Origin of the sequence: Gardnerella vaginalis 1500E, assembly GCF_000263595.1 — a bacterium.
Classification (GTDB): domain Bacteria; phylum Actinomycetota; class Actinomycetes; order Actinomycetales; family Bifidobacteriaceae; genus Bifidobacterium; species Bifidobacterium vaginale_E.
Genome location: NZ_ADES01000025.1, coordinates 1 through 15,890, shown reverse-complemented (window position 1 = coordinate 15,890; position 15,890 = coordinate 1). Strand labels below are relative to the sequence as shown.

Annotated in this window: 13 protein-coding genes and 1 pseudogene; 13 read left to right on the top strand and 1 reads right to left on the bottom strand. The window is 41.6% G+C overall.

Translation table 11 applies throughout. The annotated features are described in order from the left end of the window. Positions 1 to 602: 602 nt before the first annotated feature. On the bottom strand, positions 603 to 2,747 hold the full coding sequence (locus CGSMWGV1500E_RS00465; RefSeq protein ID WP_004129512.1) for a M13 family metallopeptidase: 2,145 nt from the start codon (positions 2,745 to 2,747) through the stop codon (positions 603 to 605). 102 nt (positions 2,748 to 2,849) lie between these two features. On the opposite strand from CGSMWGV1500E_RS00465, the gene map reads away from it, so the two are divergent. From map to CGSMWGV1500E_RS00530, 13 genes and pseudogenes are all read left to right on the top strand, one after another. Then, complete coding sequence (map, locus tag CGSMWGV1500E_RS00470; RefSeq protein WP_004129509.1) at positions 2,850 to 3,623, top strand: type I methionyl aminopeptidase; 774 nt, start codon at positions 2,850 to 2,852, stop codon at positions 3,621 to 3,623. A gap of 278 nt (positions 3,624 to 3,901) precedes the next feature. Beyond that, positions 3,902 to 4,228, top strand: coding sequence for a hypothetical protein (locus CGSMWGV1500E_RS00475; protein WP_004129505.1), 327 nt, complete (start codon positions 3,902 to 3,904; stop codon positions 4,226 to 4,228). Positions 4,229 to 4,415: 187 nt separating this feature from the next. Continuing rightward, a complete protein-coding gene (locus CGSMWGV1500E_RS00480) occupies positions 4,416 to 5,231 on the top strand; it encodes a hypothetical protein (protein ID WP_004129503.1) in 816 nt (271 codons plus the stop codon). A gap of 23 nt (positions 5,232 to 5,254) precedes the next feature. Further along, positions 5,255 to 6,499, top strand: coding sequence for a peptidoglycan-binding domain-containing protein (locus CGSMWGV1500E_RS00485; protein ID WP_004129500.1), 1,245 nt, complete (start codon positions 5,255 to 5,257; stop codon positions 6,497 to 6,499). After that, the gene (locus CGSMWGV1500E_RS00490) at positions 6,496 to 7,266 is read left to right on the top strand and encodes an ABC transporter ATP-binding protein (protein ID WP_004129498.1); all 771 of its coding nucleotides are present in this window, start codon (positions 6,496 to 6,498) and stop codon (positions 7,264 to 7,266) included. The genes CGSMWGV1500E_RS00485 and CGSMWGV1500E_RS00490 overlap by 4 nt, the downstream gene beginning before the upstream one ends. Continuing rightward, on the top strand, positions 7,259 to 8,416 hold the full coding sequence (locus tag CGSMWGV1500E_RS00495; RefSeq protein ID WP_004129496.1) for an ABC transporter permease: 1,158 nt from the start codon (positions 7,259 to 7,261) through the stop codon (positions 8,414 to 8,416). Before CGSMWGV1500E_RS00490 ends, CGSMWGV1500E_RS00495 begins: the two co-directional genes overlap by 8 nt. A 146-nt stretch (positions 8,417 to 8,562) precedes the next feature. Beyond that, entirely contained in the window at positions 8,563 to 9,705 is a 1,143-nt protein-coding gene (prfB, locus tag CGSMWGV1500E_RS00500; protein WP_004129494.1) for a peptide chain release factor 2, read from the top strand. Positions 9,706 to 9,774: 69 nt separating this feature from the next. Continuing rightward, on the top strand, positions 9,775 to 11,139 hold the full coding sequence (ftsE, locus tag CGSMWGV1500E_RS00505) for a cell division ATP-binding protein FtsE (RefSeq protein WP_004129490.1): 1,365 nt from the start codon (positions 9,775 to 9,777) through the stop codon (positions 11,137 to 11,139). Continuing rightward, positions 11,139 to 12,062, top strand: coding sequence for a permease-like cell division protein FtsX (gene ftsX, locus CGSMWGV1500E_RS00510; RefSeq protein WP_004129488.1), 924 nt, complete (start codon positions 11,139 to 11,141; stop codon positions 12,060 to 12,062). Before ftsE ends, ftsX begins: the two co-directional genes overlap by 1 nt. Positions 12,063 to 12,172: 110 nt before the next feature. Then, positions 12,173 to 13,573 carry a CHAP domain-containing protein gene (locus CGSMWGV1500E_RS00515; protein WP_004129485.1) on the top strand — a complete coding sequence of 467 codons (1,401 nt, stop codon included), beginning with the start codon at positions 12,173 to 12,175 and terminating at the stop codon, positions 13,571 to 13,573. A gap of 128 nt (positions 13,574 to 13,701) precedes the next feature. Continuing rightward, positions 13,702 to 14,193 carry an SsrA-binding protein SmpB gene (gene smpB, locus CGSMWGV1500E_RS00520; protein ID WP_004129482.1) on the top strand — a complete coding sequence of 164 codons (492 nt, stop codon included), beginning with the start codon at positions 13,702 to 13,704 and terminating at the stop codon, positions 14,191 to 14,193. 340 nt (positions 14,194 to 14,533) lie between these two features. Next, positions 14,534 to 15,445 (top strand): ABC transporter substrate-binding protein, encoded by a 912-nt coding sequence (locus CGSMWGV1500E_RS00525; RefSeq protein ID WP_004129479.1) that lies wholly within the window; start codon positions 14,534 to 14,536, stop codon positions 15,443 to 15,445. Between the two features lie 137 nt (positions 15,446 to 15,582). Next, positions 15,583 to 15,890 (top strand): annotated as a pseudogene (locus CGSMWGV1500E_RS00530) (amino acid ABC transporter permease); the annotation flags it as partial.

Sequence of the window (15,890 nt, the reverse complement as noted above, 5' to 3'; positions counted from 1 at the left end):
TAACAAGCAAACCGAGACAGACTTGGCCAATTATATCAAGAATGGTAGAAGCTAATTTTCAACGCTTGTAAACAGAAACATGGGTTGAAAGCAATTATATCAAGAAGGATAGAAGCTAATTTTCAACACTCTTACAAGATCTCGCAGACGCACATCAATTATATCAAGAATGGTAGAAGCTAATTTTCAACAAATAAACAAAAACGGGGAAGCTGGAAAGCTTCCCCTGCAGTTATAGTCATCAAAACTGCTGAGCAATCAAACTGGATAACAAGTCCAGTCTTATTGAAAATTAGCATTCTTAGTGTATCATTTTTAAGAAATAGAAAACAAGTGAATTTTTTAATTTTTGTTAAAAGATTTGAAAAGTAACATATTGATATAATTAATAGATAGTGTAGTTGAAAATATTTTTACTTTACGCATATGTGCGTTTTCTAAAAAGCATCTTCTGTAAATGTATGTATGTAGTCTTCGTATAAACAATATTCATATATTCATAATGGGAACGTTACTAAGGTGGCGTTCCCATTATGTTTCTTTATATTAAGAAAATTATTTACGCGTTATCTGCGAATTGCAGTCATTCTCGTTATTGCAACTTACCAAATGTGCACGCGCTCAGCAGGGTCGAGCCACATTTCGTCGCCTTCTTTAACATCGAAAGCATCGTAGAACAAGTCAACGTTTCGAGCAATGCCGTTAGTACGGCATTCTGCAGGGGAGTGTGGGTCGATTTGAAGGTATTGTTCCGCAATCTCGTTACGAGCCTTGGAACGCCATACAAGCGCGTAGCTTAAGAAGAATCGTTGCAAAGCAGTAAAACCATCTACCTTAGGAGCGTTAAGCAAGGTCTCTCGAATTGCGTCGTCACTTCCTTCGATTTCTTGCCCCTTGCTCTTTTGCAAAGCAAAAGCGTAGGCTTTAAGCGCAATAGTTACGCCGCTTAAATCGCCAATATTCTCGCCGATTGTTAAAGCGCCATTTACGTGAGGCATTGCATTGCGCTCTTCTTTGCTCTTCAAGTGAGAGTACTTAACGATAAGCTGGGTTGGTGTAAAAGCGTTGTATTGTTCAATAAGCTTTTTAGTGCGCTCAGCAAAGTTGGTTTTGTCTTCTTCAGTCCACCAATTGTTAAGAACGCCGTCGCCGTCGTATTCGCAACCCTGATCGTCAAAACCGTGGCCGATTTCGTGGCCGATTACTGCACCAATAGCGCCGTAATTTGCTGCGTCTGGAGCACTTGGGTTAAAGAATGGCGGTTGCAAAATAGCAGCTGGGAACACGATTACGTTAAGCAACGGATCGTAGTAAGCGTTAACGGTTTGCGGAGTCATCTGCCATTCTTCGCGATCCACAGGATTTCCAGCTTTTGCAATATTCCTGCCGAAGCCAAATCGAGAAACTTCGCGCATATTCTCAACTAAGCTAGCATCTTCCTTAATATTTAACGCAGCATAGTCAACCCAATGATTCGTGTAACCAATATTTGGCTCAAACTTGCTAAGCTTTTCCAAAGCCTTCGCCTTAGTTTCCTCGCCAAGCCAGCTGCTGTGCGAAATCGACTCGCGGTAAGCATTAATAAGATTGTCAACTAAGCCTTGCATATACTTTTTAGAAGACTCAGGGAAGTGCAATCGCACGTATTCGCGTCCAACTTCTTCGCCGCAAGAATCGTCAACAACTGCGATTGCTCGCTTCCAGCGGTCGCGTGGCTTTGTGGCGCCAGAAAGCACTTTGCCGTAGAAGTCGAATCGTGCTTGTGCAAAGTCCTCGCTCAACATGCTTGCCCAGCACAAAATCACGTGCACGCGCGCCCAAAGCTTCAAATCTTCTAAATCGGCTTCCTGCCAAATCTTATTCAATCCTTCTATAAAGCTTGGCTCGTGAACTACTACTTTGCTAAAAGCTTCACGAAGGTTGATTGGCTGATTCTTTGCTTCTTCTGAGTTATCGTACGCTTTTTGTGCAGCATCTAAGAAAGCGTTGAGATTAAGCGCTTCAAGCTTTTTTGCCAAATCTGCATAATCGCAAGGATTATAAGTTTTTTGAGAATCGCGAGTTGCAACATTATCCCAGTGCTTGCTTGCGATTTTAGTCTCAACATTCAAGAAACTATCGGCTTGCGCTTGTGTAGTAGTTGCGTCTCCGTATCCGGCCAAGCGAAGCAATGAAGCTACCATTTTTACGTATTCAGTGCGAATTGGAGCGTAGTTATCTTCGCGATAGTACGCTTCGTCTGGCAAACCCAATCCAGACTGCTCAATATGCATAATATTCGTCTTAGGATCTTTAGGGTCTCCGTAAACGCCAAAATAAAACATTGCGCCTGGTCCGCCGTACGGGTTAAGTGCGCCGAGTGTGCGAACCAAATCTTCCTTGCTGGTTGCCGCATCAACAGCGTCTAAATCGCTCTTAATTGGCGTAATTCCAGCTTTTTCAATAGCTGCAGTATCCAAATATTTACGGTATAAGGTTTGTGACTTTGTAGCTGTGCAATCTTCGCTTTCTAAAATATCTCGAATTTGCGTCTCTGCATCTTCTGCAAGCTTGTAGAAAGCGCCGTACATTGGCTTGTCTTCTGGAAGAGTGTAAGTGTCAATCCACGGACCGTTTACGTAACGGAACAAGTCGTCTTGTGGGCGAATAACTGACGAGAAGGAGGCTGGATCAAAATCTACAGCCGAAAGTTCCTTCTGTGGTTCTTTATTGCTGTTATTAGTATTGTTTTCATTGTTATTAAGCATGAGTTTAGCTTACAAGTATTAAGCGACACTATTAGTTATTATTTGTGACTTATTTTCGCCATATTTTGCGCTATTTTCGTGCCTGCGCGTTAGTCTTGAAGCATGATTGAACTGAAAACTCCATCTGAAATTGAAGCGATGAAACCTGCAGGTCGCTTCGTCGGTAGTATTCTTAAAGACTTAAAAGCAATGACCAAAGTTGGCACAAATCTTCTTGAAATTGATGACTTTGTTCGCCAACGCATTATGAGCCGTAAAGGTGCGTCTTCTTGCTATGTTGATTACGCTCCTGATTTTGGAACTGGTCCTTTTGCGCACTATATTTGCACTTCTGTAAACGATGCTGTTCTTCATGGAGTTCCTTACGATTACAACATTAAAGACGGAGATTTGCTAACTCTTGACTTGGCGATTAACGTCGACGGCTGGGTTGGAGATTCTGCTATTAGTTTCGTGGTTGGAAAGCATGCGGATCCTGAGGATTTGCGCTTGATTAAGTGCACTGAGGAAGCTTTGGAGGCTGGCATTAACATGGCTCAGCCTGGAAACCGTCTTGGTGATATTTCTGCAGCTGTTGGTTGTGTTGCTCACGAGTATGGTTACAGCGTAAACCTTGAGTTTGGCGGCCATGGAGTCGGCCATATTATGCATGGCGATCCGCACGTTCCTAACGATGGCACTGCTCACCATGGATACAAGCTTCGCCCAGGTCTTGTTATTGCAATTGAGCCATGGTTCTTAAAGACTACTGATGAGATTTATCAGGATCCTAAGGATGGTTGGACTCTTCGTTCTGCTGATGGTTCTCGCGGAGCTCACAGCGAGCATACGATTGCCATTACGGAGAATGGTCCTGAAATTTTGACCGTAAGATAGTGGCATTAGTATCTTGTATAGAATTCAACTAAATGTTTCATCGGGTTTATATTAGTTTTAATGATTTTTATAACGGTATAAGCATGTGTAATTTTATGTTATAAACTCAGTTTTTACTAATAAAATAAATGGTGCATATGTTATTAATATGCACCATTTATTTATTATATTTTGTATTGCTCCATTTATTTTTTTATGATACATTCATCTTTAATAGCTAGAATGGCTAGCTTATAACACTGTTGTTATAGTTATTTATTAAGAGGGAGATAAGAATAATGAAAAAATATTATTCAAAAACTTTAGCTTTTGTTCTTTCAGGATTATGTGTATTTAGTTGTGCGCAAACCGCTTCTGCAGGTGAGCTGAAACTATGGGAACATGAGTATTTTGAAGGTAATTATGCAGCGTTCTCAAATTGTGATGTAGATTTTCAAGATAATGTTTACGATTCTGGAAAGCAAAATCTTGTTAGATGGGTGAGTATCTGGGATAGTCAGTTGTTTGGTGATCGTCGTATAGCAAAGATATTGAAAAATCGTTCAGTTAAATCATTTAATGTTATTAATGCTGCTGATCACGCAAGTTGCTTTGGCGGAGATTAGTAAATATAGAGAGTAAAACTGTGGAAGGATACTATCCTGCCACATTATGTATGTGAGTATAATGATTATGAAAATACGACGGTATGTTATTGATTGTTTTTTGATATTATGTTGCTTTGTACTTGTTTCTGGATGTAGTGGCGAGGTTACTGCAAAGCCTGCTATAGTGACGTCTACGATTGATTTGATGGGCGATGATTCTGGTATTTCACGTGCAGTTGATTTAGTTGCAGCACAGTGTATGCGTGCAAGAGGGTACGATATTGAACAAGAAAGTTCTTATGTTGTAAATCCTGCAAATAATGTATACGGGGAAATTGGCGGCGTATTTTCTTCGAAAGAAGAAGCCGTTGCAGGAGGTTATTATTCGACAGTTGATTATAGTAAAGGTTACAACGTTATAGATATGTATGGTAACACATTGAAAGGTGTTGCTCATAAAAAATTTGAACTCGATTATAATGGTAATGATAAGTTGATGGATGACGATAAAGATCGTGATTTAGCGTGTGACCCATTAGCTATTAGAATTGTGTATGGATCTCATAAAAGTTATGGTGCTATTGCTGACACAGTGCAAGATTTTTATAAAAGTGGATCTGGAAGTGCTTTAGATGATGAAGAAGTGCGTTCTGCAATTAATGAATATTCTTCATGCATGAGTCGTTCTGGTTATTCCGTCAAAGGATTGCACGCTGGAAAATTTGCGAAAAAACGTTTTGGAGTTTATCGCAAGCTAGGAGACCAGCCAAATGCAAAGGAACGTGCGTTGGTGAGTGCTGATTTTGATTGTCAAGAATCAGTAAATCTTCGCTCAGTTATTAAAAAAGTGTTTTCGCGTATAGCTGCAAAATGGATGGTTGAGAACGAGTCTGAATTGCTTGCTCGGCATGACGCTCTCAGTGCCGCACGTCAAAAAGCCAAGCAAATCATTGATGGTACGTTGACGTATGAGCAATATGCAAAGGATTATCCAGAAATTTTGAAATTGAATAAGCGATAGGTATGCATCAAGGGGAAACGGTCATGACTTCAAACACTGTTGCGTCACTATCTGGAAAACGTTGGCCTATTGTTCTGTTATGCGTATTGCTTGTTGCGTGCCTTATCGTAGGTACTGTATCCGTAACTATAGGTGTAATGAATGGTATTGAGCAAGCGAAGGTTATTAAATCAGCGCCAATCCTCACCCAAGTACAAGCACAATCAGTAGAACAAAAAGTGGATGGAATAATAAAAGATATACCACTTAATACAACATCGCTGAAATTGCCGGCGCAAGGTGTGGTGACGCGTGATGGTGCGCTTCATGGTATCGAATTACGCAATGCACAATTGATAACTGTAGTTGATGAAATGCCGTTAATGGTATGCAAAGGCAATATACCAATGTATCGTGCACTCGGTGAGGGAGACACCGGAGTTGATGTCATGCAAATTCAGCAGTGTCTTGCAAGCGCTGGGTATTCTACTTACGATAAAGCAGGCATCTTTGGTGCTAGTACTATTCGCGCGTTGAGAGACTGGTATACGGCGCAAAAATTAGGATATTTCAGCAAAGAAGGCATGCGATTGAGTGTTGACCAAATTGATGATGTTGGTCTTGCTCAACATGCAGTAACGTTTGTCCCTGATGTGCCGGTTCGCGTACAGGGAGATTGTGGTAAAGCAGGGCAATCAGTACAATCAGTGCAATGTGATTTAGTTAGTACTAAGCATGACTATATGCTAGAAGCAAAATTGAGTGCTATTCAGCAATTTGCAAATCCTGAATCACTTGTTGGAAAAACGTTGCAAGGAATACCTGTTGAACAAGCAACGTTCACAATCCATAGTATTGAACATAAGGCTAATGCGTCTATACAAACTGATGCTATGAATAGTATACAAAAGCCGGATGATGCTGTGGAAAGCAGCACGATGAATAATGATTCAGAAAAAGCTGAAAAAACACCGAATTTAACGCCTTCAAATAGTGAACAAGTAGGTAGTACTGATTATGTCTATTATCATGTAAAGTCATCGAAACAAGTTACCGATAGTTTGGATGGTATTCCAGTTACTGTGGTGGTGGCTCAATCTGATAAAGATTCATTATCTGTTGCTTCTTCCGCTATACGTTCAAAAAATAACCGCTCATATCTTGAGACTGCTGCCGGGAAAAAGATTGAGGTTACTGTGGGTATATGTTTCCAAGGGCGTTGTGCAATAACAGGCAGGGAAATCAACCCAGGAATGGATGTAGTAATAGCTAAAGGTGATGAATCGTGAGTAGCAAGCAGACAGCTTCTGAGGTGATTCGTTTAGAGCATATTTGCAGAAGTTATCCGCCATCAACCCACGCATTACAAGACGTTACTTTGTCGCTATATGCCGGTCATAGTGTAGCTATTACAGGTCAATCTGGTTCAGGAAAATCTACTCTCTTAGGTATTTTGGGATTGCTTGATCAGCCGACAGAAGGAACTTATTTATTTGATGGAGAAGATGTAGCAAGATTTTCGTCAACAAAGCGAGCTCTATTAAGAAGGAAATCGTTAGGATTTATTTTTCAATCATTCAATCTGATTGATTATCTTACTGTGTGTGAAAATGTGATGTTTCCTCTTGATAACAGCACTCTTACTATGCAAGAAAAAAATAATCTTGTTGATACTCAATTAGAACGTGTTGGTTTGTTGCATAGAACTATGGTTAAAACTTCAGATCTTTCTGGTGGCGAGCGTCAACGTGTTGCTATTGCGAGAGCATTAGCTTGTAAACCAAGAGTACTATTGTGTGATGAGCCTACTGGTAATCTTGATACGTGCAACAGTGATCATATATTGCAGTTATTGCTTAGTAGTGTAACATCTGATTCGTTAGTGATTATTGTTACGCATGATTCAGGAATAGCGAAAGCATGTGATCAGCATATTGTGCTTCGTGATGGGTGCATTGTTGGTAATGATATTACGCAAGCAGTAATGGTAAAAAATAGCGAGCATACACGATTAGCAGCACAATTGCTTACAACAGGTGAAGGTCATAATGCGTAACACTTTCAAAAGGGCTATTCTTGCAATTATTCGTCGCCCAGCTAGTACTTTTCCAACTTTAATTGCTATTATGCTAGCTGCTGCTACAGTAATAATTGTTGTTGGTATTTCTTCATCTTCTGCTGCGCAAACTGCTATACGTTTTGAACGTTTACAAGAGCCTGCTATTAGTGTTCATTTACCTTATGAGGCTTGGCGGGAATCAGAAAAATCTCTAACAAAAATGCTATTGAGTGATCCTTCAGTGTATCATGCTGGCACATTTGTATCTTCTGAAGCAACTGGTGTAGCCTTAAAAGTACATGTACCTCGTTGGAGTACATCAATAGAAGCCAATGTTGCAATAATGTCTTATGAAGGATTGCTAGCTCGCGGTGGGCGAATTGTAGCAGGTTCGATTCCATCTAGAACAGATATTGATCCTCTACAAGTGATGTTGGGGAATCGTATAGCAAAAGATTTGGGTTTGTCGTGTAATCATATTGGACAAACACTGCAAGTTGGCAAACACACAATGGTATTTGCTGGTATCGTCTCTGATGCACCAGAAAAATTAGATTTAGCAACATCAATCATTGTAACTCCTCAGACAGCATTTCGAATGAGATGGATAGGAAATCATCGCACATTGCTAATACTAACTGATGAAAGAGCTGTGAAAAGTATTGCAGAAGTAGTTGCAAGTCTAGTCTGGCCGTATGATTTGAAAGCTGTAAGTGTAAAAACGCCAGCAGATCCAGCCAAATTACGTCAAAGCCTTGTTGGCGATGCTCAGAATTTGGCACTGATTGTAAGTGGTGTGATGGTTACAGTAAGTATTATTAGTATTCTCAATACCATGCAATTGGCTGTTTCTGAAAGACATAGACAAATTGGTATTAGTATGGCATTAGGATTTACTCCAAAACAGATTATTACTCAATTCCTTGTTGAAGCAACATTACTGGGTGGAGTTGGTTCTACAATGGGTTTTCTTTTGGGTGCAATTGTGGTTATCTGTGTTGCTACATTCTTCTCATGGCCTTACTTATTACCATATTACGTGCTATTGATAGTACCATTCGGACTGTTTATTGGTGCTTTTGCAGGAATACTTCCTGCATTTAGAGCTTCTCGCATTGATCCTGCGCAACTTTTGCGTACGCTGTAATTGTATGTGTCCCATTTCTTCATCCGTGCTGATGGATACACTAGATACAGTATGAAAAGTGTGTTGTAACCTTCTAACGTCATGAAGAGCGTATTGTACGTAGGGCAACTCGATAAATATGTAAGTGATTAGGAGATGTATATCTCATGGCGGAATTTGATTTTGCACAGGCGCTACGCGATGTTGAATCAAAGTATGCTTCGATTGAGAAGGCTTTAGACGTCGATTCGTTGAAGGCTACGATTGCTGATTTAGAAAAGCAGGCTGCAGAGCCAGGGCTTTGGGATGATTCTGAGCATGCTCAGCAGGTTACGAGTAAGCTTTCTGCAGCTCAGTCTCAGTTGAAGCGTTTGCAAGCTGTAGATCAGCGCATTGAGGATACTAAGACTTTGATTGAGCTTGGCCAAGAAGAAGGCGATGCTGATTCTATGAGTGAGGCTCAAGAAGAGCTTGGTTCTATTGCTCACGAGTTGGACGATATGGAAGTTCAGACTCTTCTTGACGGCGAATATGATGCTCGTTCTGCGGTTGTTACGATTCGTTCTGGTGCGGGCGGTGTGGATGCTGCTGATTTTGCTCAAATGCTTCTTCGTATGTACTTGCGTTGGGCTGAGCGAAACGGCTATAAAACTAAGATGATGGACACGTCTTATGCGGAAGAAGCTGGTATTAAATCTGCTACTTTCCAAGTGGATGCACCGTACGCGTATGGTCGCCTTTCTGTAGAGGGCGGCACTCACAGAATGGTTCGTATTTCGCCATTTGACAATCAAGGACGTCGTCAAACCGGCTTTAGCGCAGTGGAAGTGATCCCTTTGGTTGAAGCTACGGATCATATTGATATTCCAGATTCCGACATTCGTGTGGATACTTTCCAAGCTTCAGGCCCGGGTGGTCAAGGTGTTAATACTACGTATTCTGCTGTTCGTATTACGCATTTGCCAACAGGCTTGGTTGTTTCTATGCAAGATGAGCGCAGCCAGATTCAAAACCGCGCAGCTGCAATGGCTGTTTTGCAGTCGCGTTTGCTTGTGCTTAAGCACGCGGAGGAAGCTGCTAAAAAGAAGGAGCTTGCTGGAGATATTAAGGCAAGCTGGGGAGACCAGATGCGCTCCTACGTTCTTCACCCGTACCAAATGGTGAAGGATTTGCGCACTGGCTACGAAACTTCACAAACTCAAGCTGTTTTTGACGGTGATATTGACGGTTTTATTGAAGCTGGCATTCGTTGGCGTCACGAGCAGCGAGTTGCGGCTCAAAAAGAAGCTGAAAAAGAAGCAGAAAAATAATCTTAAACTAAAGCTAAATCTAGAACTAAAAACCAATAATTACACATAATCTTCGGAAGGATTGAAACAATGTCGCTGATTTCATTAGATCATGTGTCAAAAATATATCCGAGAGGTACGCGCCCTGCACTAGACGATGTGTCTTTGCATGTGGATCGCGGAGATTTTGTGTTTCTTGTTGGCGCTTCAGGCTCTGGCAAAACCACATTGCTTAGTTTGCTTCTTCGTGAAGAAGAAGCAAATGGTGGGGAAATTCACGTTGCTGGTAACGATTTGCGCAGACTTTCTAACCGTCAGGTTCCGCAGTATCGCAGATCTCTTGGCTTTATTTTCCAAGATTATAAGCTGCTTAATAATAAAACGGTTTATCAAAATGTTGCTTTTGCTTTGGAAGTAATCGGCACTAGTAGAGCGACTATTCGCTCGCTTGTGCCTCGCGTGCTAGAAACTGTTGGCTTAACCGGTAAGGAAAATAACTATCCGCATGAGCTTTCTGGTGGTGAGGCTCAGCGTGTGGCTATTGCGCGCGCGTATGTAAATCATCCTCAAATTATTCTTGCAGATGAGCCTACTGGTAATTTGGATCCAACTACTTCTCTTGGAATTATGGAAGTTTTGGATGCTATTAACCGAACTGGCACAACAATTGTTATGGCTACGCATAATGAGGAGATTGTGAACTCAATGCGTAAGCGCGTTGTTGAGCTTCACGAGGGTAAGATTGTTCGAGATGAGCGCGAAGGTTCTTACGATTCTGCTCTTTACTTCCCGGATTCAGATGTTGAACAAAAGTCTAAAGCTCAGCAGTCTGTTGAAAAAAATAGTGAAGAGGCTGAAATTTCAGCTTCAAGCAATCAGCCTGAAAATACGGAACGTCATAAGCGACTTTCTAAAAAAGCTCAACGTGCGGAGCAGGCTCGTGAAACTGTTGATATTGTTACGCAATCTCTTCAAAGTGACACGGCAGAAAATGATGGTATTGCACGCCTTGCTCAGTCTGTTCATTCTGGAAGGACTGGCCGTTACGGTGAAGTGTTCCAGTCTTTGGAAACAACAATGACTTGGGGACGCGGGTTGGTTTCTACAAACCATGAAGACGTTGGAGAGGATGTTTCAGAAGTTGAGATTTCGGAAGATAATAAAGAATCCGCTGAATCTGCAGAAACTGTTGAATCCACTGAATCTCATGAAACTCATGAATCTACTGAAAATTCTGAAGTGAGTGAAAAATCGCAATCTGAAACTAGCGAGGAGTCGCAATCTGTATCAGAAAATCATTCACAATCTGATTCTGAATCTGAGAGTAAGTCTCAGCTCCCTCCTATGCCTCCAGCTCCACCTAAGCCATCTGTTGCGGCTGCAAATACTAATAATGAGAACATTAGTGTTGACGATAGCAATAATGACACTAATAAAACTGAAGGAGCAGAGTAATGCGTTTAAGATTCATTTTTTCCGAAACATGCATTAGTTTACGCCGTAACGTTTCAATGATTCTTTCCGTTATGCTCGTAACTTTTATTTCCTTCCTTTTTATTGGTGCTTCTGTGTTAATGCAGGCTCAAATCACTAAAGCTAAGGGCGACTGGTACGACAAGGTTGAGGTTGTTGCATGGCTTTGCCCAGATGGAACTAGCCAATCTCCATCCTGTGCTTCTGGAAAAGCTCCAACAAACGCTGAAATAGTAAAACTTGAGCATGTTATTCACCAAGAATTAGGCGACGACGTTTCAAATATTACTTACGTAAGTCGTAATGAATTTTATAAAAATACTTTCCTAAAGCAGTATCCTAACGGAATGTATCAGGGTAGAACTCTTACCGCCGCAGATATGCAGGATTCGCTTCGCTTAAAACTTACTAATCCTATGAAATACCAGGTTGTTTCGGAAGTTCTTTCTGGACGAGATGGTGTGGAAGAGGTTGTTGATCAGCGACAAATTTTCGACCCTGTTTTCAGTGTTCTTAATAGAGCTACAGTAGTTACGATTGTTCTTGCTGCAGTTATGGTTGTTGTGGCCATTATGCTTACAGGCACTACAATTCGTATGTCTGCAGCGAGCCGCCGTCAAGAAACTGAGATTATGCGCCTAGTTGGTGCTTCTAACTGGACCATTCGCATGCCGTTTATTCTTGAAGGTGCTTTCGCTTCCTTCGCTGGATCTTTGCTTGCGGGCGCGGCATTAAGCTTGGTTGTAAAAGTGTTTGTAACTGATTGGCTTGCGCAAAATGTTCGTTGGATGCCATTTATAACGCAGTCTACTGTGTGGTTGTGTGTTCCAATGCTTGTTGCTGGAGCTGTTGTGCTTTCTGTAGTAGCTTCTGCTATTGCTTTAAGACGATACTTAAAGGCGTAAGTTAAATTATTTGCGTAAAAAATTCAAAAAAACTAAAAAACTTAGAAAAACTCGCGTGATTCCTTACTTAACGCTATAATTCGCATTAGTAACGTGGAAAGGGAAGTAATATGAGCGTAACTCGACGTAGCGTGTACAATAGGCACAATCGTATAATAGTTAGCTTGGTTGTTTCCGTTGCTATGCTGTTTAGTGGCATTGTTGGTTCGTTATTAACTGCTGATACTGCTAGCGCTGTTAATATGAACGACTACAAGCGTAAAGTGCAGAGGAACGAGAATCTAAAGCGTCAGCTTTCTGGTGTTAATAAGCAGCTGGCAAAGAAGATTCTTGAGCTTAATGATTTGAATGAGCGTCAAATTCCAGGCCAGGTTCGTGCGGCTCAGCAGGCTGAAGAGCAGGCTGCTCAAGCGCGTAGTCTTGCAGAATCTACTCAGCAAAGATTAGAGTCTGCTCAAAAAGATAAGCGCGATTTGGAAGAAAAAATTAAGAAAACTGGCGTGGATTTTGACGATGCAAAAGCTGCTGTAGCTCAGCTTGCTCGTAAGAGTTTCCACGGTTCTCAAGCCTCTGATGTTATGAATATCGTTACGAAGTCAACAACTACTGAGCAGTTTGTTGGCAAACTTCAGTCTGAAGCTGCAGTTGCTCGTAGCGAGGCAAATGCTGCAAACGATGCTGCAGTTAAATTAAATACTTCTATGAATCGTCGTCAGCGTTTGGCTGCTATTGAAACGGAAATCGCAAAACTTAAGCAGCAGGCCGATACTCAGGCTCAAAGCGCGCAGATTGCTGCTAAAGCTGCTAATGATCGCAGGAAGTCGTTGCAAGATTTGCGAGATCAGGGCGAAAATATTCGTAAGCAGCTTGAAAGTCAAAAAAGTAGTTTAACTACTCAGTCTGCTCGTGAAGCTGCAGAAATTGTGGCAATGAAGTCTGCTATTGACGCTCAGGCTCGCGCTCTTGCAAACAAGTCATTTGCTCGAGCTGATCCTAATGCTGGAAATCGTCAGCAGGTTAGGGGAGCTGGAACTAATGCTTCTTTGCCTCCAATGCAGCTTTCCAATGGTGCTGCTAACGGCATGAATTACACTGTTCCTGGCAACTGCCCTGAAGGAGCTAAGTTCTGCTACGGTCATAATACTGGCAATTCTGTTGGCGGTTCTGCTTATCCTGCTCGTCAGTGCACATTGTGGGCTTATTTGCGTAGGTCTCAGCTTGGTTTGCCAGTTGGATCGTATATGGGTAATGGTGCCGAGTGGGCGAATACTGGTCGTCGATTAGGGTATTTAGTTAATCGTACGCCACACGTTGGTGCTGTTATGGTGTTTGCTCGCGGCCAGCGCGTTGGTAACTGGACTGCAGACTGGCAGTATGGTCATGTTGCTGTTGTTGAGCGTGTTAATGCGGATGGTTCAGTGCTTATTTCTGAAGGCGGCACTGGCTTCTCAACATTCCCAGCGTACGAAACTATTTATAATCCAGGCGACTACGAGTATGTGCATTATTAAAGTTCATAAAACGCGTACAAGTAGTTTGTGCATGTCTTAAAAATAAGCTTGAAGACTCAAGTGCGCTTGCCATAAGATAGAAGTCTTATGGCAAGTTTTGTTTGTGGTCTTAGTATTGGAGGGGAGTTATGGCAAATAAACCTGCTCAAGATGGTACGGTTACTGTAGCTCAAAATCGTAAGGCTCATCATGACTACGCTATTGAAGATTGCTACGAAGCTGGTCTTGCTCTTACCGGAACGGAAGTTAAGTCCTTGCGCGAAGGTCGAGCTTCTTTAGCGGAATCTTTTGTAAATATTGATCGTCGCGGTGAAATGTGGCTTGAGGGGGCTAATATTCCTGAGTATTTGAACGGTACTTGGAATAATCATGCGCCAAAGCGTAAACGCAAGCTGCTTCTTCATGCGGCTCAAATAGCTAAACTTTCTAGGCAGAGTGAAGCAAAAGGATATACTGTAGTTCCGTTGCGTCTGTATTTTAAGGGAAGCTATGTGAAAGTTGAGATTGCTTTGGCGCGCGGTAAGAAGGAATTTGATAAGCGCCAGGCTTTGCGCGAGGAGCAAGATAAGCGCGAGGCTTTGCGTGCTATGCGTTACCGTAATTTGCGCGCTCGTGAGTAGTTTATGTCGTTTTTACGGCAGATTCCGACCTAAACAGCGCAGCGGTGAGTAGTTTATGTCGTTTACGCGCGGAATTCCGGCCTAAACAGCTCAAGGGTGAGTAGTTTTGGTCGCAAGTAATTTGCTCGCTCAATGATTATCTCAACGCGACACGCCACATATTATACATTATTGCGAATAATATGCGTCATATCTTTGTAGAAAGTCAACTATTTCGCCAATAAGCAGTATGTTTATTTTCGTATATACACTATCTTGCATAAATAGTTGTGAAGATAGTAGGGTTATCGTGTATAGTTATACGCATCACTGAAAATTATTAGATTTACGGAGAAGAAAAATGTTCAAATCAATTAAGCCTATTGCTGCTGTTGCTTCTTTAGTTTTGATTGGCACTATTGCTGCCTGCGGTCCTGCTGATTCCAAGCAGAGTGCAGATCCAGATGTTGCCAGAAGTTACGACGTAAGCAAAGTTCAAAAAGACGATGAGATTGCAAAGTTGGTTCCAGAAACCGTTGCAAAAACTGGTGAACTAACTGTTGGCGTAAACGTTAGCTATGCTCCTGCCGAATTCTTCGCTGCTGACGGCAAAACACCAGTCGGTTACGAAATTGATTTTTCTAAGGCTTTGGCAAAGGTTATGGGCTTAAAAGCCAAGATTATGCACGCGCAATTCGACTCCATTATTCCTGCAATTGGCAGCAAGTATAACGTTGGTATTTCCGGTTTCACTGTTAATGCTGAACGTATGAAGTCCGTTGACTTTGTTACTTACGCAAACGCTGGCTTGTCTTTCGAAGTGCGTAAGGGAAATCCTACTAAGGTTGACACAAAGAATCTTTGCGGCAAAAAAGTAACTTTGGAAACAGGCACAGTTGGCGAGCCTATTATGGAAGAAGCAAAGAAACAGTGCGCTGCTAAGGGAGATAAGCCTCTTGAAATCATGAGCTTCAAAGAGCAGACTGACGCAACTACCGCTCTTCTTTCTGGTCGTGCAGACGTTATGTATGCAGATACTCCAGTAGCTGGTTACGCTGCTATTAAGAACGCTGGAAAGCTTGAAATTCTTGAAAACAGCAAGGATGCAGAGCCAATGGGTGCTGCTGTTAAGAAGGGCGATGCTGCAATGCTTAAGGCTGTTAAAGCTGGCATTGATAAGCTTATGAAGTCTGGAATTTACAAGGATATTTTGAAGAAGTGGGGCGTTGAAAACGTTGCTATTAAGGAAGCTGTAGTTAATCCTAAGCTTTAATAAGCTTTGATAAGCTTTAATAAGCTTTAGTAGCATCTTAATCTCACTTATTTCTATGCAAATTTACCGTTTATAACATTAAATGGTAAATTTGCATTACTTTATATAATTTATAAATATTCATATAAACGAAAACTATGGAGAATATGTTGAACTCTTTAACCGCGAACTCTTCTGACGCTAATTTTTCTGACTCAAGCTCTAGCACAGTTCAAGCTGAACGTATTTTGCCTGTTAAAAAGCCTGGGCCTATTATTGCCGGCATAATCGTAGCAGTAATTGCATGCTCGCTACTATACGGAATTGTTACAAATCCTCGCTTCGAGTGGGATGTTGTAGGCATATATTTGATTAGCAATAACGTTTTTTATGGCATTGGTTGGACTCTTCTTTTGACTTTGCTTGCTATGGTTATTGCGATTGTGTTGGCTGTTGGTTTGGCTAT